This is a genomic window from Agrococcus sp. DT81.2 (assembly GCF_049844935.1).
Taxonomy (GTDB): Bacteria; Actinomycetota; Actinomycetes; order Actinomycetales; family Microbacteriaceae; genus Agrococcus.
The window spans coordinates 260,752-281,961 of the sequence record NZ_JBNCLZ010000004.1 but is presented as its reverse complement, the minus strand read 5'-3'; the positions used below and the strand labels follow the sequence as shown (position 1 = coordinate 281,961).

Sequence of the window (21,210 nt, the reverse complement as noted above, 5' to 3'; positions counted from 1 at the left end):
GATGAACACGCGCTCCGTCACGAGAGGTCCCCATGCCCCACGCCCGCTTCCGCGCAGCCTCGGCCGCGCTCGCGCTCACCGCGCTGCTCGCCGGCTGCGCAGGCGCCGGTCCGACCGCCCCCGCGGCGACGCCGACCACGGCGAGCACCGAGCCCACCCGGACTGCAGCGCCGACGGAGTCGCCGATCGCTCCGACCGAGGTCACCGTCGCGCCGCCTGCACCGGAGCCACCCGCCTGGGCCGGCCCGCGAGCGGTCGACACGAGCGGCTGGCAGACATTCACGATGCCCGGTGGCGAGGCGTCGTTCCGGCTGCCGCCGAGCTGGGAGGTGCGCGACGTCCACGCGTTCTCGCCGGGCACGCCCGAACCCGCCGGCTGGGCGCACGTCTACACGGACGACGGCGAGCACCTGCTGGGTCTGCACCTCGTGGACGAGCCGTGGTCGTTCCGATGCGATGGGCCCGGCCTCGACTCGCGAGTGCTCCATGCCGAGCAGGCCGAGCTGGCGCTCTCCACGCCGCACGGCGGGACGCTCTCGACCGAGGTGCGATTCGACGCGATCGGCGTCGTCGGGTCGGTCACGGTCTCGCTCACCGACGGCTGGACCGACGCCGCCGGCTGCTCGCCCGACACCCAGGTCGACGTCACGCCCGCCGCCAACGGCATCGCGGCGATCGCGTTCGGCACCGGCGGCCCCGGCCCCGGGCTGCAGTCCGCGCCCTCGTTCTCCGGCTTCTCGTCGGCGAGCCGGGCGCTCGAGCTCGTGGACGCGGACCGGCTGGCGACCGCCTGGGCGATCGTCCGCTCGCTCGAGGTGGCGCCGTGAGCCCGGCACGTCGGCCATCCGTGCTGGCGCTCCTGGCCGTTCCGCTGCTCCTCGGCGCCTGCGCGGCCACGCCGCCATCCGCCTCCACCGCCCCGGAGTCGACCGCAGGCCATCAGACGGCACCGACCTCGACGGAGCCGGCGCCGAGCGTCTCCAGCTCGGAGCCGCCGCTCGCGGACGTGCCGTGGCACCGCTTCTCGACCGAGAACGGTTTGGTCTCGATCAGCGTGCCGTCGACCTGGACGGTCGAGGGAGGGGCGACGGCCAGCGACTTCGGCGATGCGCAATGGATCTGGGTCCGGAACTCTCTGCGGCACGAGATGGCGCTGCTCACCGTCGGCACCGGCGGGGACCGCGGTGGCGGCTGCGGCGACGAGGTCGACGGCGTCTTCCAACCGGATGACGACGGGATGCTGCCGGCGCGCATCCACGCAGTGGAGGTGCTCGATCTGGGCGACGAGCTCGACGCCTTCGGGACGCCGGGTGAGCCGCATCTCGTCGCGGCGACCGTCCAGTCCGGCGAAGCCTTCGGGTTCCATGTCGGATTCCTGCCCGAGCCGCCGCAGAACGGCCTCGTTCCCTGCCTCTGGTACGACGACGTCGCCGTCCCAGCGGGCTTCCCCGACGTGACGCTCGGCACGCCGTCGGTCGACACCGCGCGGGGCCTCTGGCTCGTCGACTCGTTCGAGGCAGGCGAGGCGTACACGGCGACGGAGGAGTTCGCGACGCTCATGGCGGTCCTGCGATCGCTTCAGCTGCACCCATAGCGGGGACGGTCGTGCGCGGCCGGTAGGTTTGTCGCACCGCCGACCGCCAGGAGCGCACATGGAGTTCACGCACGTCGAGGGCGACCTCGCCAAGACCCTCATCACCGAGCAGGAGCTGCACGACAAGCTCGAGGAGCTCGCCCGGCAGATCGAGGACGACTACGAGGGCCTCGACCTGCTGCTCGTCGGCGTGCTCCGCGGCGCGGTCATGGTGATGGCCGACCTCTCGCGCACCCTGAACCGTCACATCGAGATGGACTGGATGGCCGTCTCCTCGTACGGATCCGGCACCGTCTCATCCGGCGTCGTGCGCATCCTCAAGGACCTCGACACCGACCTCACCGGCCGCCACGTGCTGATCGTCGAGGACATCATCGACTCCGGTCTCACGCTCTCGTGGCTCAAGGCGAACCTCGAGTCGCGCGGCGCCGCATCCGTCGAGATCTGCACCATGCTGCGCAAGCCCGAGGCGCTCAAGGTGCAGGTCGACGTGAAGTACTGCGGCTTCGACATCCCGAACGAGTTCGTGATCGGCTACGGGCTCGACTACGCCGAGCAGTACCGCAACCTGCGCGGCATCGCGGTGCTCGCGCCGCACGTCTACAACTGAGCGTCGGCGTCGCGCCGCGGTTCGCCTATGACGTTTGGGAGGATGGTGGGATGAAGCCCCCTGCACGCCTGCTCGCCCCCCTGGCGCTCGTCGTCGCGGCCGCGGCCCTCGTCGGGTGCTCCGCCACGCCCACACCCGACCCGCAGCCGACGATCCCGCCCGGCATCACGGCTCCGCCGCCCACGGTGCCCGCCACGCCCACCCCGACGGTCGCGTCGTCGCTGCCCGCCGAGATCGCGGGCGTCGACACGACGGGCTGGCAGCAGATCCCCGTGCCGAGCGGCGCCGCGACCTTCCGCATCCCCGCCGACTGGTCGGTCGCCGAGGCCGCGGGCGGCCTCGACGTGCTGCGCTCCGACGGCGAGCGGCAGCTCGGCTACGTCGAGGGCGTCCCGGCCTCCGACGGCCGCTGCGTCGACGGATCCGGCACGGCCGTCGCCTGGCGCACGGCGGTGCTCGACCGTCAGGACGTCACGCTCGCCGGCGCATCCGGGATCGCCTTCGGCGCCGCCGCGCTGCAGCTCGACGGCCAGTGGATCGTAAGCGTCGGCCTGCTGCCCGCAGCCGAGGCGCAGACGCCCCGCTGCCCGATCGTCAACGTCATCGAGACGCCCAGCGGTGCGATCAGCTTCGGCTCTGAGGTCAACGTCACCGGCACGGGGCCGGGAGCCCCGTGGGCGGTCGCGTCGGTCGCAGCGGCCGAGCAGTATCTCTCGACCCCCGAGTACGCCACCATCCGCGCGATCCTGATGTCGCTCGAGCTGCTGAGCCCGCCCGCGCCCTGAGCGAACAGGCCGGGGCGGCACAGGGGCCCGGGGATAGCCTGGGGGCCTCCCGACCCAGAAGGACGTCATGAGCTTCAAGAAGTTCCTGCGCGGGCCGATCCCGTGGATCGTCCTCGCGCTCCTCATCGTCGGAGTCGCGTTCAGCTTCTTCATGACGCCGCAGTTCCGCCCGGTGCAGACGGATGTCGGCATGCAGATGATCGAGGACGGTCGCGTGCAGCAGGCGCGCATCGTCGACGGCGAGCAGCGCGTCGACCTCATCCTCACCGAGCCCGACGCTGAGCTCGGTCCGCAGGTGCAGTTCTACTACGTCGAGCCCCGCGGTGCCGCAGTGGTCGAGGCGATCGCCGCCGCCGAGCCCGCGGAGGGCTACATCGACGAGGTGCCGCAGGGCAACTGGCTGCTCTCGCTCATGGGCATCCTGCTGCCGGTGCTGCTGCTGGGCGCGCTCTTCTACTTCTTCATGACGCGCCTGTCGGGCGGCAACAAGGGCGTGATGCAGTTCGGCAAGTCGAAGGCCCAGCTCATCACCAAGGACATGCCGCAGGTGAAGTTCTCGGACGTCGCGGGCGCCGACGAGGCCGTCGAGGAGCTCGGCGAGATCAAGGAGTTTCTGCAGGACCCGACGAAGTTCCAGGCGGTCGGCGCGCGGATCCCGAAGGGCGTGCTGCTGTACGGCCCTCCCGGCACCGGCAAGACCCTGCTGGCCCGCGCGGTCGCCGGTGAGGCGGGCGTGCCGTTCTACTCGATCTCCGGCTCCGACTTCGTCGAGATGTTCGTCGGCGTCGGCGCCAGCCGCGTGCGCGACCTGTTCGAGCAGGCGAAGCAGAACGCGCCGGCGATCATCTTCGTCGACGAGATCGACGCCGTCGGCCGCCACCGCGGCGCGGGTCTCGGCGGCGGGCACGACGAGCGCGAGCAGACGCTCAACCAGCTGCTGGTCGAGATGGACGGCTTCGACGTGAAGACGAACGTCATCCTCATCGCCGCGACGAACCGTCCCGACATCCTCGACCCCGCGCTGCTGCGCCCGGGCCGCTTCGACCGCCAGATCGGCGTCGACGCGCCCGACATGAAGGGCCGCGAGACGATCCTGAAGGTGCACGCGAAGGGCAAGCCGATCGAGGCGGGTGTCGACCTCGGCGTGCTCGCGCGCAAGACGCCCGGCTTCACCGGCGCCGACCTCGCGAACGTGCTGAACGAGGCCGCGCTGCTCACCGCGCGCAACAACGCGACGACGATCACCGACGAGTCGCTCGACGAGGCCGTCGACCGCGTGATGGCCGGGCCGCAGCGCCGCACGCGCGTCATGAACGACAAGGAGCGGCTCATCACCGCCTACCACGAGGGCGGCCACGCGCTCGCGGCGGCGGCGATGCGGCACTCCGACCCGGTGACGAAGGTCACGATCCTGCCGCGCGGGCGGGCGCTCGGCTACACGATGGTGCTGCCGGTGAACGACCGCTACTCCGTCACCCGCAACGAGCTGCTCGACCAGCTGACGTACGCGATGGGGGGCCGCGTCGCCGAGGAGATCGTCTTCCACGACCCGACCACCGGTGCCGGCAACGACATCGAGAAGGCGACCGGCATCGCCCGCAAGATGGTGACCGAGTACGGCATGACCGCCGCGATCGGCGCCGTCAAGCTCGGCGCCTCGCAGGGGGAGCAGTTCTTCGGCCGCGACATGGGCGGCGGCCGCGACTACTCGCCGTCGCTGTCGGAGGCGGTCGACCGCGAGGTGCGTGCGCTCATCGAGCAGGCGCACACCGAGGCGTGGACGGTGCTCAACTCCAACCGCGACCTGCTCGACCGCCTGGCGGGCGAGCTGCTCGAGAAGGAGACGCTCGACCACCTGCGGCTCGAGGAGCTGTTCGCCGACGTCGAGAAGCTGCCCGAGCGCCCGCAGTGGCTCTCGAACCCCGCGCGTCCGGTGAGCGACGTCCCGCCGATCGAGCTGCCCGTCTCGCAGCACGTCGACGAGGTCGTCGAGCCCGACACCGAAGCCGTCGCCGAAGTCTGATGGCGGTCGACGGGGAGCGCGTCGCCGCGGCCGTCCGCGAGCTGCTCGCGGCGATCGGTGACGATCCCGCGCGGCCGGGGCTCGCCGAGACGCCCCGGCGGGTCGCGGAGGCGTACGCGGACTACTTCGCGGGCGTCGGTGTCGACGCATCCGCGCACCTCGACACCGCCGACCTCGCGGGGGAGTCGGGCGAGATCGTGCTGCTGCGCGACATCGAGTTCCGCTCGATGTGCGAGCACCACCTGCTGCCGTTCACGGGCGTCGCGCACGTCGCCTACCTGCCGAGCGACCGCATCGTGGGCCTCGGGCGCATCCCGCGCGTGGTCGAGACGATCGCGTCGCGGCCGCAGATCCAGGAGCGCCTGACCGACGAGATCGCCGACGCGCTCGTCGCCGGGCTCGAACCGCGCGGCGTGCTCGTGGTGGTCGAGGCGGCCCACGGATGCGTCGCCGCGCGCGGCGCGCGGCAGGCCAAGTCGTCCACCGTCACGGTCGCGAGCCGCGGGACGCTCGCCGAGCCGATCGAGCGCGCCGAGATCATGGCGCTCATCGGGGAGCGGCGGTAGTGGTGGCGACGCAGAGCGCCGAGGTCTGGGGCATCCTCAACGTCACGCCCGACTCGTTCAGCGACGGGGGCCGCTACGTCGACGCGGGCGCGGCGATCGCGCACGCGCGCCGCATGCGCGCGCAGGGCGCCGGCGTGATCGACATCGGTGGCGAATCGACCAGACCCGGTGCGACGCCGATCGACCCCGACGAGGAGCAGCGCCGCATCCTGCCGGTCGTCGAGGAGCTCGTGCGCGAGGGGATCCGCGTCTCGGTCGACACCATCCACGCGTCCACCGCCCGCGCGGTCATGGCGGCGGGCGCCGAGATCATCAACGACGTGACGGCGGGAGAGCACGACCCCGACATGCTGCGCACGGTCGCGGAGGGCGGCGCGCGCATCGTGCTCATGCACTCGCGCGGCATCGACGTGACGCACAACACGCACTACGACGACGTCGTGCGCGAGGTCGTCGAGCACCTCGAGCGCCGCGTCGCGGCGGCGGTCGATGCGGGCGTCGCCCGCGAGCGGATCATCCTCGACCCGGGCTTCGGGTTCTCGAAGGGCGCGGACGACAACTGGCGGCTGCTGTCAGGCCTGCACCACGTCATCGAGCTGGGGCTGCCGCTGCTCGTCGGCACGAGCCGGAAGCGGTTCCTCGGCGACCTCGTCCCCGAGGGCGCGCCCGCCTCGGAGCGCGACGCCGCCACGGCCGCGACCTCGCTGCTCGCCGCGCAGCGCGGCGCCGGCGCGGTGCGCGTGCACGACGTCGCCTCGACCGTCGCGGCCATCCGCTCGCTCGAGGCCGTCCGCCGTGCCGAGGGACCCGACTGGGACGTCATGCTCGACGACGTCGAGCGCCTGCACGGCACGATCGACCTGCGCGGCATCCGCGCGACCGGGCACCACGGGGTGCTGCCCGAGGAGCGCCGGGACGGCCAGGAGTTCGTCGTCGACGTCTCGCTGGGCCTCGACGTGCGCGACGCCGTCGCGGCGGACGACGTCGCTCGCACCGTGCACTACGGCGAGCTCGCCGAGCGGATCGTGGCGGCGATCGAGCGCGACCCGGTCGACCTCATCGAGACCCTCGCCGACCGCATCGCGCACGTCTGCCTCGAGGACCCCCGCGTCGGGCACGCGGCCGTGACGGTGCACAAGCCGAGCGCGCCGATCGCCGTCCCCTTCGGCGACGTCTCGGTGACGGTGCAGCGGGCACGGCTGCGGCGCGGCGGGGGCATCCGTTGAGGCTCGCGCTCGAGCGCCGAGCCGTGCTGTCGCTCGGCGCCAACCTCGGCGACCGCGTCGCCACCATCGACCGGGCCGTGCGCGCCCTCGACGTCATCGACGGCATCCGCGTGCTGGAGCGGTCACGCGCATGGGAGTCGCCCTCCTGGCACCCCGACGGCGAGGGCCTCTCGCCCGACTACGCGAACATCGTCGCGATCGTCGGCACGACGCTCGAGCCGCTCGAGCTGCTCGACGCGATCCACGCGATCGAGGATGCGCTCGGCCGCGTGCGCGAGGAGCGCTACGGCAGCCGCACGATCGACATCGACATCGTCGCGATCGGCCAGCTCGAGCTCGACTCCGAAGAGCTGACCGTGCCGCACCCGCGCGCCCACGAGCGGCAGTTCGTGCTGCAGCCCTGGCTCGAGCTCGAGCCGCGGGCGACGCTCCCCGGCCACGGATCGGTCGCCGAGCTCGCAGAGTACGCCGACGGCGACGTCTGGCCGCTCGCGTGAAGCGCACCTCCGCGACCGCGCTCATCCTGACGGCGGTCGTCGCCGCAGCGCTCGCGTGGATGGTGGAGGCGATGCTCGTCATGAGCGGCCGCCCTGCGCTCGTGCCGACGATGACGCTCGGCATCGCGCTCGCGCTGCTCGGCGGCGTGCTGCTGCTGCTCGCGTGGCCGGTGCGGCAGGCCGCGCGAGGCAAGCGCCGCATCGACTACCGGCACGCGACGAGCGTGCTCGGGTTCGCGAAGGCAAACGCCGTGGTGGGCGCGCTGCTCGCCGGCGCGGCGCTCGGGGCGCTCGGCTTCTTCTCGACGCGGGCGGTCGTCGCGGGCGACGCCGTGCTGGCACTCGCGGTGATCGCCGGGGGCGCCGTGGTCGAGCTCGCCGCCGGCGTCATCGCGGAGCACTGGTGCGTGCTGCCGCCCGACGACGAGGACGACGCGACGGCGCCGGTGCCGGGCGCGGCCTAGCGGTCGACCACCACGACCTCATACGTCGGAGACGTGGGTGGGAACCCCGTGTCGAAGTGCGCGTTGACCGTCGCCAGCTTGCCGCCGAACCGAGCCACCGTCGTCGGCACCTGGAAGAGGTCGCTCGTGATCACCTTCACGATCCTGGCGGAGCGGAGATCGGCGCCCAGACGGAGCTGGACGATCTCCTCCTGGGTGTTCAGCACCGCGTGGAGCGTCCGCCCCTTCAGCAGGATGCCGTCGACTCCCGGCAGGCTCGGCGCGCTGATCGTCGAGCTCGCGCCCGTCACGGGGTCGACGAGGTTGAGCGCCCCCTGGCTGCTGTGCGCGACCACGAGCGAGCAGCCGTCGCGCGCGGCCGCGATGCCGTTGTTGTTGAACTCGCCGCTCGTGTCTGCCGCAGGCCCGCTCAGGGTGAGCACGGAGAACGCGCCGGGCTCACCCGCGGCGACCGGCACGAAGTAGAGCTCTGCCGTGAGGCTGTTCGTGAACCACGCGCCATCGTCCGTCACCGCCACGTCGTTGATCACCGATGGCGCCTCGGTGAACTGGTACGACGCCACTGTGGCGCCGGTGTCCGTGTCGTAGACGTAGCCCTGCCCGGTGAAGCCGCCCGCGACGAACAGCAGGTCGTGCCGGATGTCGACGGCCATGCCGACCGCGTTGCGTCCCGGCTCGTTGTCGATGAACTTCTCGGCCGTTCCCCTCCGGATGTCGCCGCGGTAGATGTCGCCGCTGAACAGGTCGCCGGCGTAGAACGTGGCCCCCTGCCCGCGCGCGATGCCCTCGGCCGATGTCGCGCCCGGCAGGACGATGACGCGCTCATCATGCGCGGCCGCGGCTGGGGACGCGCCCACGCACAGCAGGGCGAGTGCCGTGGCCAGAGCAATGATCGGTGTGGTTCGACGACGCATCGGACGACCTCCTCGACGACGCCACCAGGATGCTCCGGTCGAGCGGCGGGGTCCAGGGGTGAGTCGTCGCCGGGGTCTCGGGTCTCGATACGCGCGGCGCTGGCGCGCCGTGCTACTCGACCTTGAGTCCTCCGCGCGCAACGCGGCTCCGCCGCATTGCGCGCTCCGAACTCAACGCTCGGCCGCCGGCTGGAAGGCCGTCATCGACTCCTGGTCGAAGGCCTCCCGGAGCGCCTCGACGCCCTCCCAGTTGACGTAGACGACCGACTGCGAGCCCTCCATGCCGGTGCCCAGGGTCGGCATCGTGAACGTCTGGATGCGCGTCGAGTCGAGCTGCGACAGCTGCGAGCCGAGGTCGAGGATGACGGGCAACGAGAACGTGTCGGTGGTGGCCATGTGCGGCGTCACGGTGGCGAGCACGTTGGCCATGCGGTCCGGGTTCGTGAGGTTCTCGCGCGTCATCATCTGCTCGATCGCGCCGCGCAGCAGCGCGCGCTGGTTGTGCGAGCGCTGGTAGTCGCCGTCGCTGAACGGGTAGCGGGCGCGCACGTACGCGAGCGCCTCCTCACCGGCGACCGTGATCTCGCCGGCCGGGTAGTCGTAGCCGCCCTCGCCGAACGCGATGTCGTTCTGCAGCGTCACCCCGCCGAGCGCCTCCGTCAGCCCCTTGAAGCCCTCGAAGTCGATCACCGCGACGTGGTCGATGCGCTGGTCGATGATGCTCTCGACGGTCTGCACCATGAGCGGCACGCCGCCGAGCGAGAGCGCTGCGTTCACCTTCTGGGTGCCGTGCCCGGGGATCTCGACCCACGAGTCGCGCATGATCGACATGATCTGCACGGTCTCGCGGTCCGGCGGCACGTGGGCGACCATGATCGTGTCGGCGCGGTCGCCGAGGCTCGTCAGCAGCGAGCCGTCCTGGGCGCGCGCGTCGCTGCCCAGCAGCAGCACGTTCACGGGGGCGCCCGACTCGGTCGCCTGGGCCGTCGGGCGCAGCGACTCCTCCGGGAATGCGGTCTCGATCGTCTCCACCTGCTGCACCGACGGATTGATGCGCAGGAAGTACCAACCGACGGCCGCGAGCAGTGCCAGGACGACGACGCCGACGATCGAGACGGCGATCCATCGGCCAACATGCTTGCGCTGCGCGGTCTCAGAGGTCACCGCGGCAGTATCGCAGACAGCCTGCTCAGGCCCCTCGCCGCTAGCCTGGAGCCCGGCCGCCCATGGCCGCCGGCGACCGCCGGAGAGCAGTGGAGGAAACGTGGCTGAGCGCCTCGATGTCACCGGCGCCTGGCAGCGCGTCAGCATGCGCTATGCCGTGGTGGAGTCGATCGGCACGGTGATCGGCTGGATCATCATCGGCGTGGGCGTCACGGTGCCGCTGTGGTTCGTCACCGACGGCGAGATGCCCGCATGGGCGTGGATCCCGCTCATGCTCGCGGGTGCCTTCACGGTCATCGGCGTGGTCTGGTCGTTCCTGCGGACCCGCACGATCGGCTACCTCCAGCGCAGCGACGACCTGCTCGTCCGGCGCGGCATGCTGTTCCGCCGCTTCGTCGCCGTGCCGTACGGGCGCATGCAGATCGTCGACATCACGCAGGGACCGATCGAGCGGATGTTCGGGCTCAAGACCCTGAAGTTCGTCACCGCGGCCGCGTCCAGCGCCATCACGATCCCCGGCATGCCCGGCTCGACGGCGGAGGAGCTGCGCGACCATCTCGTGGCGGTCTCGGAGTCCCGACGGGCCGGTCTGTGACCGACGCGCAGCGACCGCCGCAGGCGCCCTCCGGCGCCCAGCAGCCGTGGCAGCCGCCCCAGCAGCCGCAGCCGCAGACGCAGCCGCCGCGGCCGCAGCCGCAGCCTGGCGGGGCGCCGACGCCCGCCACCGACGCGCGCGCGAAGGCTATCGAGCTCGTCGACGGCGAGTGGCACCGCCTGCACCCGGCCACGCCGCTCCTGCGCGGCGGCCTCTCGCTCATCATCTTCCTCGGCATCCTCGTCTCGATCTTCCGCGACCGGCTCATCGGCATGTTCGTGCCGCCGGAGTGGTCGGAGTTCGAGCGCGACCCGTTCGGCGACTTCGTGATCGACCAGCTGCTCTGGGTCGGGCTCGGCACGATCGCGGTCGTGCTCGTGGGCATCCTGGCCTTCTGGCTCAGCTGGCGCGTGCACCGCTTCCGCATCACCGGCGACGCCGTCGAGGTCGAGCAGGGGATCCTCGTGAAGCGCCACCGGCGGGCGCCGCTCGCCCGCATTCAGGCCATCAACATCCAGAAGCCATGGTTCGCGCGCCTGCTCGGCGCCTGCAAGTTCGAGGTGCAGCAAGCGGGCAATGACGCGAACGTCGACCTCAACTACCTCAGCTCGTCCGTGGCGGATGCGCTGCGGTACGAGATCATGGATCGCGCGTCGGGCCGATCGGCGGCCGACGCGCAGCGGCTGGCGACCGAGCGCGGCGCCGCCGGCGGTGTCGTGGACGAGCTCCTGCGCCCCGACGCCGAGATCGCGCACCTCGCGCCCGACTCGCTCGTGCGCATCCCGATCGGCCGCATCGTCGCGTCGTCGCTGCTCGACGGCTGGATCGTGTGGGCGCTCGCCTACGCGATCGGCACCCTCGTGCTCATCGTCGGCTTCGCGCAGTTCTGGGCGATCTTCGCGCTGCTGCCCGGTGCGATCGCGTTCTTCGCCGCCGGCGTGCGCTCGCTCGGCTCGAAGCTGCGCTACTCGATCGCGGCGACGCCCGACGGCATCCGGCTCGCCTACGGACTGGCGTCGACGACGACCGAGATCCTCCCGCCCGGCCGCATCTTCGCGCTGCAGGTCAAGCAGCCGCTGCTGTGGCGCCCGTTCGGCTGGTGGCAGGTCACCTTCACCCGCGCCGGGCGGTCGAAGCCCGACGGCTCGGGGCAGAGCGGCCAGAGCGGCCAGATGGCGAGCTACCTGCTGCCCGTCGGCGACCTGCGCGACGTGCGGACGGTCATCGGCCTCGTGCTGCCCGAGCTCGCGCACTCGCCGCTCGTGGATGCGGGCCTCTTCGGCCAGGCGCCCGACGCCTTCGTCGTGAGCCCGCCGCGCGCGCGGATCTTCCGCTGGTTCTCGGTGCGCCGCAACGGCTTCCACGTGCACGACGCCGCGTTCCTGCTGCGAACCGGCCGCATCTGGCGGTCGCTGCAGATCGTGCCGCAGGCGCGCGTGCAGTCGGTCGCGCTGCAGCAGGGACCGATCTACGGCCTCGCTCGGCTGGGTCGGGTGCAGTTCCACGTGCCCGACACCGTGCTCTCGCCCGGCATCGGCGCGATCGACCAGGGTGACGCGCGCATCCTCTTCGACCACGCCATGCGCACCGTGAAGATCGCGATCGGCCGGGATGCGTCGGAGTCGTGGGCCGCATCCCTCTCCCGCAACGCCGTGCTCGAGACGGCCCCGGCGGTGCAGGACGGCCTCATGGCGCCGCCGCCGGTGCCGGTGCAGGGGGCTTGGCCGCAGCCGCAAGGCGCGGCGCAGCCGGCGCCGGAGCCTTGGGCACAGCCGCAGCAGCACCCGGCGATCGACCCGAGGCAGCAGCCGGGACCCGTGGTGCACCAGCAGCAGCACCAGCACCAGCAGCCGCAGCCGCCTCAGCCGCAGCAGCCGCCGCAAGGCGCGCCGTCGCAGGAGCCGCCGCCGTGGCCGCAGCGGCAGCCGCCCTGGCCGCCGCAGCCAGACCCGCGCTGGCAGCGGCCGCGCGAGGAGCCGTGAAGCCCGGCAGGCTCGGCGTCGGCATCATCGGCGCCGGCCGCGTCGGCCCGGTGCTCGGCGCGGCGCTCGCGGGCGCCGGGCACGCGATCGTCGGCATCGACGCCACGGGCGCCGACGCGGTGGAGCGCGCCGAGGCCGTGCTGCCCGGCGTCGTGCTGCTCGACGCGCCGACGATCGTCGAGCGCGCCGAGCTCGTGCTGCTCACCGTGCCGACCGCCGAGCTGCCGGGCCTCGTCGCCGGGCTCGCCGCGACGGGAGCGTGGCAGCCGGGCCAGATCGTCGTCCACACGGCCGCCGAGCACGGCATCGCCGTGCTGCAGGCGGCCATCGCGCGCGGCGCGATCCCCATCGCCCTGCACCCCGCGATGACCTTCACGGGCACGTCGCTCGATCTCGCGCGCCTGCTCGAGGCGACGATCGCCGTCACCGCGCCCGGGCCGGTGCTGCCGATCGGTCAGGCGCTCGCGGTCGAGATGGGGGCGGAGCCGATCGTCGTCGACGAGGCGGACAGGCCGGCGTACGCGGAGGCGATCGAGGTCGCGGCCGGCTTCGCCGACGGCATCGTCGCGCAGGCGATGCGGCAGCTGCACGAGATCGGCGTCGAGCGTCCCGCGCGCGTGCTCGGCGGCGTCGTCCGCTCGGCCGTCGAGTCGGCGCTCGCCCGCTACCCCGACCCCCCGATCGACCCCTGACCGCATCCTCAACGTCGCGGGTGGTCGGACAGCGGCCTATTGCGGTCGAGCTGCCACCCGCGACGTTGAGGACTCGTGTCCGCCTAGGCTTGCGTGGTGCCCGGAGCCATGCAGACCCCGACGACCATCGCGAGCGTGCGCGCCCTCGTGCGCGACGCCCGCGCCGAGGGCAAGCGGGTCGCCCTCGTGCCGACCATGGGGGCGCTGCACGACGGGCACGTCGAGCTCGTCCGCTCGGCGCTCGAGCGCGCCGAGGTCGTGATCGCGTCGGTGTTCGTCAACCCGATGCAGTTCGGGCCGCACGAGGACCTCGCCCGCTACCCCCGCACGCCTGAGGCCGACACCGACCGGCTCGCCGAGCTGGGCGTCACGGCGGTCTTCATGCCGTCGGTCGATGAGATGTACCCGGAGGGCAGGTCGGCGACCGTCGTCACCGCCGGCCACCTCGGCACGGTGCTCGAGGGCCGCATCCGCCCAGGGCACTTCGACGGCGTCCTGACGGTGGTCGCGAAGCTGCTCTCGATCGTGCAGCCCGACGTCGCCGTCTTCGGCGAGAAGGACGCGCAGCAGCTCTTCCTCGTGCGCCGCATGGTGCGCGACCTCAACCTGCCCGTCGACGTGCTCGGCGTCGAGACCGTGCGCGAGCCCGACGGGCTGGCGCTGTCGAGCCGCAACCGCTTCCTGCAGCCGGGGGAGCGGGCGGATGCGCTGGCCCTGTCGCGCGCGCTGGCCGCGGCGGGAGCGGCGGCGGACCGCGGCGTCGAGGCGATGCTCGCGGCCGCGCAGGGCGTGATGCAGGACGACACCGGGGTGCGGCTCGACTACCTCGCGATCGTCGACCCGCGCACCTTCACCGGCGCATCCGACGAGCACCACGGCCCCGTGCAGGTGCTCGTCGCCGCCCGGGTCGGCACCGTGCGGCTCATCGACAACGCCGTCTTCGCGATCCCCTGACCCGGCCGCTCGCGACCGGCTCGGTAGGATCGATGGTCGTGACCGAGACCCAGCAGCCCACGCCCGAGCAGGCCACCCCGCACGAGCGAGCCGACTGGGTCTCCCGCCTCGCCGACGAGGTCATCGTCGAGGCCGAGCGGCGCGGCACCCGGCCCGTCGCGGCATCCGGCATCTCGCCGTCGGGCCCCATCCACCTCGGCAACTTCCGCGAGGTCATGAGCCCCCACCTGGTCGCGGACGAGCTGCTGCGCCGCGGCGTCGACGCGGAGCACCTCATCTCGTGGGACGACTACGACCGCTTCCGCAAGGTGCCCGCCGGCATCGAGGGCGTCGACGAGTCGTGGGCCGAGCACATCGGCAAGCCGCTCACGAGCGTGCCGCCGCCCCCCGGCAGCACCGCCGACTCGTGGGCCGCGCACTTCCGCAGCGCCGCGGAGGCGTCGTTCGCCGAGGTCGGCATCCGCTACCGCGGCATCAGCCAGACCGAGCAGTACCGGGCGGGCGCGTACACCGAGCAGATCCTGCACGCGATGCGCCACCGGCGCGAGATCGACGCGATCCTCGCGCAGTACCGCACGCTGCCGGCCGCGAAGGACGAGGACGAGGCGCTGCAGGCCGCGCTCGATGCCGGCTCCGGCGCCGCGAGCGAGGACGACGGCTCGGCGGGCACGCAGTACTACCCGTACAAGCCGTACTGCACCTCGTGCGGCAAGGACCTCACGACCATCGAGGCGTACGACGACGACTCGACCGAGCTGACCTACTCGTGCCAGTGCGGGCATCGCGAGACGGTGCTGCTGCGCGAGTTCCGCTCCGGCAAGCTCGTCTGGAAGGTCGACTGGCCGATGCGCTGGGCCTTCGAGCGGGTCGTGTTCGAGCCCTCGGGCGTCGACCACCAGTCGCCCGGTTCGTCGTTCCAGGTCGGCCTGCAGCTCGCGCCCGTGTTCGGCTGGGAGCGCCCGCTCGGCCCCATGTACGCGTTCGTCGGCTTCGGCGGCGTCGCGAAGATGTCGTCGTCGCGCGGCGGCGCGCCGATCCCGGCTGACGCGCTCGCGGTCATGGAGGCGCCGGTGCTGCGCTGGCTCTACGCCCGCCGCCGCATGAACCAGTCGTTCGACGTCGCGTTCGGCTCCGAGCTGCAGCGCACCTACGACGAGTGGGATGCGCTGCTGCGCAAGGCGGACGCCGGCACCGCGCAGGCGGCCGAGCTCGCCGCGCTCGAGCGGGCCACCGCCACGGCGCACGAGCGGCTGCCCGAGACGCCGCGCCGGGTCGCGTACCGGACCCTCGCATCCGTGGTCGACATCACCTTCGGCGACGAGGCGCAGATCCTGCGCATCCTCCGCGGGCTCGACGCGGATGACCCCATCGTCGAACTCGACCCGCTGCGCCCGCGGCTCGACAAGGTCGAGGCGTGGGTCGCGACGCACATGCCTGCCGACGAGCACACGGCGGTGCGCGAGACGCCCGACCGCGAGGCGCTCGACGACCTGACCGAGGTCGAGCGGGAGGCGCTGGGGCTGCTGCTCGAGGGCGGGATGGGCCTGCCGCCGATCGAGGAGGCGTGGACCCTCGACGGCCTCACGCACCAGACCTACGGCGTCGCGAAGGTGCAGCGCGGGCTCGAGCCCGACGCGATCGTCAAGGGCGACAAGCAGCTCTCGGCGGCGCAGCGCGCGTTCTTCGCGCTGCTCTACCGGCTGCTCGTCGGCCGCGAGACCGGTCCGCGGATTCCCACCCTGCTGCTCGCGATCGGCTCCGAGCGGGTGCGCTCGCTGCTGACTGCCTGAGCGGGACTGGCGCCAGCCGGGAGACGGCTGCGCGCGTCGCGTGCGAACGGAGAGCAGGATGAAGGGATGCTGACCCCGATCGTTCCCGTTCCCCGAGTGCTGGTCGTCGAGGACGAGGAGCAGCTCGCCCGGCTGGTCGCGGCCTACCTCCGGAGGAGCCGGTTCGACGTCCGGACCGCACGAGACGGCGCCGAAGCCATCGCGGTGGCGCGACAGTGGCATCCAGACGTCGTGGTGCTCGACGTCGGTCTTCCGGGCGCCGACGGCATCGAGGTGTGCCGCACGCTTCGAACGTTCTCCGACTGCTACGTCGTGATGCTGACCGCCCGCGTCGAGGAGGTCGACAAGCTGGTCGGCCTCTCGGCCGGCGCGGACGACTACGTCACCAAGCCGTTCAGCCCACGCGAACTGGTCGCCCGCGTGCAGACGATGCTGCGTCGGCCGCGTGTGCGGGCTGCGGGGACGGCGGGTTCGCCGCTGACTGTCGGTGCGCTCGCGCTGGACCCAGCGGGACGGGAGGTCCTCGTCCACGGCGAGCCGGTGCAATTGACGAGGACGGAGTTCGATGTCCTGCTCGCGCTCGCCAGTCATCCCGGGCTGGCGCTCTCCCGCAGACAGATCATCGATGCGGTGTGGGGGCCGGGCTGGGTCGGAGACGAGCGTCTCGTCGACGTGCACGTCGGCCATCTGCGCCGCAAGCTCGGCGATGCCACCGCCTCGCCCCGTCTCATCCTCACCGTGCGCGGTGTGGGCTACCGGATCGGCGCGGGTCGGTGAGCGATTCTGCCTTCGACGGTGGCGCGGCGCAGCGACGCGCGCCGGGGCTGCGCGCTCGATTGCTCGCGGCGATCGCCCTCGCCGTGCTCGTCGGCTTCCTGACGGCGTGGGCCGTCGCTTCGGCGATCGGGCCGCCCATCTTCCACGCGCACCTGCTCGAGTCGGGCACGGCAGACCCAGTCGTGAATCAGCACGCGGAAGCAGCGTTCCGGACCGCCTCCGGGTTGAGCCTGGCGCTGGCGCTGGTCGCGGCTGCCGTCAGCTCGATCATCGTCAGCGCATCCATCGCCCGACGCATCGAGCGGCGGCTGGCCGGGGTGCGTCGCGCCGCCGAACAGGTCGCGGTAGGCGACTACGCGGCTCGCGCCCCGCTGCTCGGCATGGGCTCGGAGTTCGACGAGCTGGCCGGCGCCTTCAACACCATGGCGGCCGACCTGGCCGGGATCGAAGCCGCCCGCACGCGCATGCTCAGCGAGCTGGCTCACGAGATGCGGACGCCCGCTGCCGTCTTGGAGGCCTATCTCGAGGCCATCCGCGACGGCGTCGTGCACGCCGACGAACCCACCATCGAGATGCTGCGAGCGCAGGTCGCGCGACTCACCCGCCTCAGCCACGACATCGCTCTGGTCACCACCGCCGAAGAGGGGCGGCTCGCCATGCGGCGGGCGCGCCTGCCCGCACGCCGGCTCCTCGAGGGTGCTGCCGCTCAGGTCGTCGGTCGCGCCGCCGACGCCGACGTCCGGTTCAGCGTCGACGTCGCTCCCAGCGCTGAGGGGGCCCTGCTCGACGCAGACGTGGACCGGCTGGGCCAGGTCCTCACCAACCTGCTGGACAACGCGCTGCGCCATACACCGGCGGGAGGCCACGTGCGCCTCGGTGCGGACCGCGTGGGCGACCGGCTTCGGATCACCGTGTGCGACGACGGCGAGGGCATCCCGCGGGAGCACCTGCCGCGCATCTTCGATCGCTTCTACCGTGTCGATACGGCACGCGATCGGGCGCACGGCGGCTCGGGCGTCGGGCTCTCGATCGTCCGGTCGATCACAGAAGCCCACGGCGGCTCTGTCAGCGCCCGCAGCGACGGTCTCGGTCGAGGGGCCGTGTTCGCCGTCGAGCTGCCCGTGGTGACCGACCGCCACGGAGCGGGCGGAGCCGGCGGGACCGGATCATGAAGGTCCTGTGAAGACCGTACCCCGGGGGACCGCTGGCTCCCGATCCGCGATAGACATGACAGCGAAGCTCAGTGCGGGCGCCTCGGGCTCGGTGCGGCGGACCACGGTCAGACACGCCGCGAGCCTCGGTGGCGCACACAGCCGCTCTGCGAATGCGTCAAGGAGAGATGAAGATGATGAAGAACATGCGCAAGCTCGGTGTCGTCGCCGGTACCGCCATCGCGGTGAGCCTCACACTCGCCGCGTGCAGCGGCGGGGGCAGCACGACGCCGAGCCCGGCACCGACGAGTGCCGCGTCGACGGCGCCGGCGACTGGGGACGCCAGCGAGACCCACAACGACGCGGACACGATGTTCGCCCAGATGATGATCGTCCACCACGAGGGTGCCATCGAGATGGCCGACCTGGCCGTCGAGCAGGCGGAGAGCGAAGAGGTCCGTTCCCTCGCGGAGGGCATCTCCGCGGCCCAGGGGCCGGAGATCGAGAAGATGACCTCCTGGCTCGAAGCCTGGGGCGAGGAGACCGCGCCCATGGGTGGGATGGATCATGGCGGCATGGACATGGACGGCATGAGCCAGGAAGAGGCCATGGCGGACCTTGAGAGCCTCTCAGGAGGCGAGTTCGACCGCCGCTTCCTCGAGCTCATGGTGGCGCACCACAAGGGCGCCGTGGAGATGGCCCAGACCGAGCTGCAGGATGGCGAGAACCCCGAGGCGCTCGAACTCGCCGAGCAGATCATCGCGGACCAGGAGGCTGAGATCGCGGAGATGGAGCAGCTGCTGACGACGCTCTGACGCGACAGGGCGATCCCTCGGCCTGTCGCGCCATCCGAGCCGCCGCAGGCTGAGCCGGCCAGCAGCAGTCCACCGCCCACGGCCGACTGCTGCTGGCATAGCGACATTTAGGGCGCCAGGCCTGGATGATGCAGGACCTCACGACCGATGCTGAGGGGAACGAGACGGCATGAGTGACAAGACGCAGACCGCCGTGATGGAGGTGGCCGGTGTCCACTGGGCGTCGTCGAAGTCGATCGCGGAGGCGAGCCTGTCTCGCCGGCCGGGTGTGGTGAGCGTGGAAGCGAATCCCGTCTCGCAGAGCGCGAACGTCACCTTCGACCCGAAGGTGACGTCGATCGCTGACCTGACCGAGTGGATCCGCGACTGCGGCTATCACTGCTCAGGCCGGTCCGTGCCCGACCACATCTGCGATCCGATGGACGCCGTCGCCGGCGCTGAGGGGGCCGACGCCTCGGCCCACACCGGTCATGCCAGCACCACGTCGGCTGGCCAGCGCCAGCCCGTCACCCGCGACGCGCAGGAGGTCATGGGTCACGGAGGCGGTCACGGCGTGTCGATGGAGTCGATGATCCGCGACATGCGGAACCGGTTCCTGGTTGCGGCGCTCCTCTCGGTGCCGATCACGCTGTGGTCCCCCATCGGTCGTGAGGTCTTCGGCTTCACCCTCCCTGCCCCGTTCGGTCTGCGCGACGACGTCTTCGCGCTCATCCTGTCGCTGCCGGTGATCTTCTACTCGGCCTGGATCTTCTTCGACGGGGCCTACCGGGCGCTGAGAGCCCGGACGCTGGACATGATGGTCCTGGTCTCTGTCGGTGTGGGGGCCGGTTGGCTCTACAGTCTCATCGTCACCTTGACCGGCGGGGGCGAGGTCTTCTATGAAGCCGCCACCGTCCTGGCGACGTTCGTGCTGCTGGGCCACTGGGTGGAGATGCGAGCCAGGGGCGGCGCCAATGACGCGGTGCGGACGCTGCTGGAACTGGCGCCCTCGAAGGCTGTGGTGATCCGCGACGGCGAGACCATCGAGCTTCCCACCGCCGAGGTGATGCCGGGGGACCTGATGCTGGTGCGCCCTGGCTCGAAGATCCCCACGGACGGCGTGGTCGAGACGGGCGAGTCCGAGATCGACGAGTCCATGGTGACGGGCGAGAGCCTGCCGGTCGCCAAGTCTGCGGGTGCCGAGGTGATCGGCGCCTCGGTGAACACCACCGGAACTCTGAGAGTCCGGGCGACCAGGGTCGGGGCGGACACCGCGCTGGCGCAGATCGTCGCCCTCGTCCAGGAGGCCCAGAACTCGAAGGCCCCGGGCCAGCGGCTGGCGGACCGGGCAGCGTTCTGGCTCGTGCTCGTGGCGCTGATCGGAGGGTCGGCCACGTTCCTCGCGTGGTGGCTCGCAGGCGCGGACGTTCCGCAAGCCATCCTCTTCGCCATCACCGTCGTGGTCATCACCTGCCCGGATGCCTTGGGCCTGGCCACGCCGACGGCGATCATGGTCGGCACGGGACTCGGTGCCAAGCGCGGCGTGCTGTTCAAGAACGCCACCGCACTGGAGACCGCGGCAGGCATCGACACCGTCGTGATGGACAAGACCGGCACGCTGACCAAGGGTGAGCCGGAAGTCACCGACTTCATCGCCCATGGCATCGACGAGGACGAACTGCTGGCACTCGTCGCCGCCGTGGAACGGGAATCAGAGCACCCGCTGGCCGGTGCTGTCGTCGACTACGCCGTTGCCCGCGGCGTCCGCTCGGTGGCGGCCACCGCATTCCGGAACGTCCCCGGTCACGGCGCCGGGGCGACCGTGGACGGAAGGAAGGTCTTCGTCGGCAACCGGAAGCTGATGGTCGCCGAAGGCATCGACATGGCACCCGTGGCCGACGAGCGGGAGGTCCTCGCCTCGACAGGCCGCACCGCGGTGCTCGTCGCTGTGGACGGCAGAGCCGTCGGCGTCATCGCCCTGGCCGATGCCGCGCGGAACACCGCCGCCCCCGCTGTGGCGGCCCTGCACGAAGCCGGCATCGAGGTCGTCATGCTCACCGGCGACAACGAGGCGACCGCGAAGCGGATCGCCACCCAGCTCGGCATCGACACCGTCATCGCAGAGGTGCTGCCTGGCGACAAGTCCGAGAAGGTGAAGGAGCTGCAGAAGGCCGGCAAGCGGGTCGCCATGGTCGGGGACGGCGTGAACGACGCCCCCGCGCTCGCGCAGGCCGACCTGGGCATCGCCATCGGCGCCGGCACCGACGTGGCGATCGAGACGGCCGACGTCGTGCTGATGCGCTCCGACCCGCTGGACGTCCCGATCGCGCTGACCATCGGCAAGGGCACGGTGCGCAAGATGCGGCAGAACCTTGCCTGGGCGATCGGGTACAACGTCATCGCGCTGCCGATCGCCGCCGGCGTCTTCTACCCGGCCTTCGGGATCATGCTCAGCCCCGAGATCGCCGCGATCTCGATGTCCGGTTCCAGCGTCATCGTCGCCGTGAACGCCCTCCTGCTGAAGCGCTTGCGTCTTCCGGAGCCGGGGGGAGCCGCCGAGAGCGCGGAGCACGGCGATCCGCTCCGTCAGCCCAGCGGCGTCCGGTAGTCGTCGCGGCACCGTGGCGGACCA

Annotated in this window: 20 protein-coding genes; 18 read left to right on the top strand and 2 right to left on the bottom strand. The window is 71.9% G+C overall.

Annotation, left to right across the window (positions count from 1 at the left end; translation table 11 throughout):
* Positions 1-32 precede the first annotated feature (32 nt).
* The 9 genes from ACLQ21_RS09975 to ACLQ21_RS09935 all read left to right on the top strand — a co-directional run bounded on the left by ACLQ21_RS09975 (position 33) and on the right by ACLQ21_RS09935 (position 7,765).
* Positions 33-827: a hypothetical protein gene (locus ACLQ21_RS09975; protein ID WP_425663275.1), complete on the top strand. Its 795-nt coding sequence runs from the start codon at positions 33-35 to the stop codon at positions 825-827.
* A complete protein-coding gene (locus ACLQ21_RS09970; RefSeq protein WP_425663274.1) occupies positions 824-1,594 on the top strand; it encodes a hypothetical protein in 771 nt (256 codons plus the stop codon). The genes ACLQ21_RS09975 and ACLQ21_RS09970 overlap by 4 nt, the downstream gene beginning before the upstream one ends.
* Before the next feature lie 58 nt (positions 1,595-1,652).
* Complete coding sequence (gene hpt / locus ACLQ21_RS09965; protein ID WP_425663273.1) at positions 1,653-2,204, top strand: hypoxanthine phosphoribosyltransferase; 552 nt, start codon at positions 1,653-1,655, stop codon at positions 2,202-2,204.
* A gap of 50 nt (positions 2,205-2,254) precedes the next feature.
* Entirely contained in the window at positions 2,255-2,989 is a 735-nt protein-coding gene (locus ACLQ21_RS09960) for a hypothetical protein (protein ID WP_425663271.1), read from the top strand.
* Positions 2,990-3,056: 67 nt separating this feature from the next.
* Positions 3,057-5,012 carry an ATP-dependent zinc metalloprotease FtsH gene (ftsH, locus tag ACLQ21_RS09955; RefSeq protein WP_425663269.1) on the top strand — a complete coding sequence of 652 codons (1,956 nt, stop codon included), beginning with the start codon at positions 3,057-3,059 and terminating at the stop codon, positions 5,010-5,012.
* Positions 5,012-5,578, top strand: a complete 567-nt coding sequence (gene folE, locus ACLQ21_RS09950; RefSeq protein WP_425663267.1) for a GTP cyclohydrolase I FolE — start codon at positions 5,012-5,014, stop codon at positions 5,576-5,578. Before ftsH ends, folE begins: the two co-directional genes overlap by 1 nt.
* Positions 5,579-5,580: 2 nt before the next feature.
* Positions 5,581-6,804 (top strand): dihydropteroate synthase, encoded by a 1,224-nt coding sequence (folP, locus tag ACLQ21_RS09945; protein ID WP_425663265.1) that lies wholly within the window; start codon positions 5,581-5,583, stop codon positions 6,802-6,804.
* The gene (gene folK, locus ACLQ21_RS09940) at positions 6,801-7,301 is read left to right on the top strand and encodes a 2-amino-4-hydroxy-6-hydroxymethyldihydropteridine diphosphokinase (protein ID WP_425663263.1); all 501 of its coding nucleotides are present in this window, start codon (positions 6,801-6,803) and stop codon (positions 7,299-7,301) included. Before folP ends, folK begins: the two co-directional genes overlap by 4 nt.
* Positions 7,298-7,765 carry a DUF3180 family protein gene (locus ACLQ21_RS09935; protein WP_425663261.1) on the top strand — a complete coding sequence of 156 codons (468 nt, stop codon included), beginning with the start codon at positions 7,298-7,300 and terminating at the stop codon, positions 7,763-7,765. The genes folK and ACLQ21_RS09935 overlap by 4 nt, the downstream gene beginning before the upstream one ends.
* Here ACLQ21_RS09935 and ACLQ21_RS09930 read toward each other — a convergent pair.
* Entirely contained in the window at positions 7,762-8,679 is a 918-nt protein-coding gene (locus tag ACLQ21_RS09930; protein ID WP_425663259.1) for a YncE family protein, read from the bottom strand. The genes ACLQ21_RS09935 and ACLQ21_RS09930 overlap by 4 nt on opposite strands.
* A 171-nt stretch (positions 8,680-8,850) precedes the next feature.
* Positions 8,851-9,843 (bottom strand): LCP family protein, encoded by a 993-nt coding sequence (locus ACLQ21_RS09925; protein ID WP_425663257.1) that lies wholly within the window; start codon positions 9,841-9,843, stop codon positions 8,851-8,853.
* A 100-nt stretch (positions 9,844-9,943) separates the two neighbouring features.
* Between ACLQ21_RS09925 and ACLQ21_RS09920 the strand changes: the two genes are divergently transcribed.
* The 9 genes from ACLQ21_RS09920 to ACLQ21_RS09880 all read left to right on the top strand — a co-directional run bounded on the left by ACLQ21_RS09920 (position 9,944) and on the right by ACLQ21_RS09880 (position 21,186).
* Positions 9,944-10,438, top strand: a complete 495-nt coding sequence (locus ACLQ21_RS09920; protein WP_425663255.1) for a PH domain-containing protein — start codon at positions 9,944-9,946, stop codon at positions 10,436-10,438.
* Positions 10,435-12,420, top strand: coding sequence for a PH domain-containing protein (locus ACLQ21_RS09915; protein ID WP_425663254.1), 1,986 nt, complete (start codon positions 10,435-10,437; stop codon positions 12,418-12,420). The genes ACLQ21_RS09920 and ACLQ21_RS09915 overlap by 4 nt, the downstream gene beginning before the upstream one ends.
* A complete protein-coding gene (locus ACLQ21_RS09910; RefSeq protein WP_425663252.1) occupies positions 12,417-13,112 on the top strand; it encodes a DUF2520 domain-containing protein in 696 nt (231 codons plus the stop codon). The genes ACLQ21_RS09915 and ACLQ21_RS09910 overlap by 4 nt, the downstream gene beginning before the upstream one ends.
* A 96-nt stretch (positions 13,113-13,208) precedes the next feature.
* Positions 13,209-14,066 (top strand): pantoate--beta-alanine ligase, encoded by an 858-nt coding sequence (gene panC, locus ACLQ21_RS09905; RefSeq protein ID WP_425663250.1) that lies wholly within the window; start codon positions 13,209-13,211, stop codon positions 14,064-14,066.
* Positions 14,067-14,104: 38 nt separating this feature from the next.
* Positions 14,105-15,856 (top strand): lysine--tRNA ligase, encoded by a 1,752-nt coding sequence (locus ACLQ21_RS09900; RefSeq protein WP_425663248.1) that lies wholly within the window; start codon positions 14,105-14,107, stop codon positions 15,854-15,856.
* A 66-nt stretch (positions 15,857-15,922) separates the two neighbouring features.
* Complete coding sequence (locus tag ACLQ21_RS09895) at positions 15,923-16,633, top strand: response regulator transcription factor (protein ID WP_425663246.1); 711 nt, start codon at positions 15,923-15,925, stop codon at positions 16,631-16,633.
* Positions 16,630-17,805 (top strand): HAMP domain-containing sensor histidine kinase, encoded by a 1,176-nt coding sequence (locus ACLQ21_RS09890; RefSeq protein ID WP_425663244.1) that lies wholly within the window; start codon positions 16,630-16,632, stop codon positions 17,803-17,805. Before ACLQ21_RS09895 ends, ACLQ21_RS09890 begins: the two co-directional genes overlap by 4 nt.
* A 173-nt stretch (positions 17,806-17,978) precedes the next feature.
* A complete protein-coding gene (locus ACLQ21_RS09885; protein ID WP_425663242.1) occupies positions 17,979-18,599 on the top strand; it encodes a DUF305 domain-containing protein in 621 nt (206 codons plus the stop codon).
* A 169-nt stretch (positions 18,600-18,768) separates the two neighbouring features.
* Positions 18,769-21,186 carry a heavy metal translocating P-type ATPase gene (locus tag ACLQ21_RS09880; RefSeq protein ID WP_425663240.1) on the top strand — a complete coding sequence of 806 codons (2,418 nt, stop codon included), beginning with the start codon at positions 18,769-18,771 and terminating at the stop codon, positions 21,184-21,186.
* The last annotated feature ends 24 nt before the right edge of the window (positions 21,187-21,210 follow it).

Coding starts and splice junctions, on each gene's coding strand:
- ACLQ21_RS09975 (WP_425663275.1), top strand. CDS start 33: ATGCCCCACGCCCGCTTCCGCGCAGCCTCGGCCGCGCTCGCGCTCACC.
- hpt (WP_425663273.1), top strand. CDS start 1,653: ATGGAGTTCACGCACGTCGAGGGCGACCTCGCCAAGACCCTCATCACC.
- ACLQ21_RS09960 (WP_425663271.1), top strand. CDS start 2,255: ATGAAGCCCCCTGCACGCCTGCTCGCCCCCCTGGCGCTCGTCGTCGCG.
- ftsH (WP_425663269.1), top strand. CDS start 3,057: ATGAGCTTCAAGAAGTTCCTGCGCGGGCCGATCCCGTGGATCGTCCTC.
- folE (WP_425663267.1), top strand. CDS start 5,012: ATGGCGGTCGACGGGGAGCGCGTCGCCGCGGCCGTCCGCGAGCTGCTC.
- ACLQ21_RS09930 (WP_425663259.1), bottom strand. CDS start 8,679: ATGCGTCGTCGAACCACACCGATCATTGCTCTGGCCACGGCACTCGCC.
- ACLQ21_RS09895 (WP_425663246.1), top strand. CDS start 15,923: ATGCTGACCCCGATCGTTCCCGTTCCCCGAGTGCTGGTCGTCGAGGAC.
- ACLQ21_RS09885 (WP_425663242.1), top strand. CDS start 17,979: ATGATGAAGAACATGCGCAAGCTCGGTGTCGTCGCCGGTACCGCCATC.
- ACLQ21_RS09880 (WP_425663240.1), top strand. CDS start 18,769: ATGAGTGACAAGACGCAGACCGCCGTGATGGAGGTGGCCGGTGTCCAC.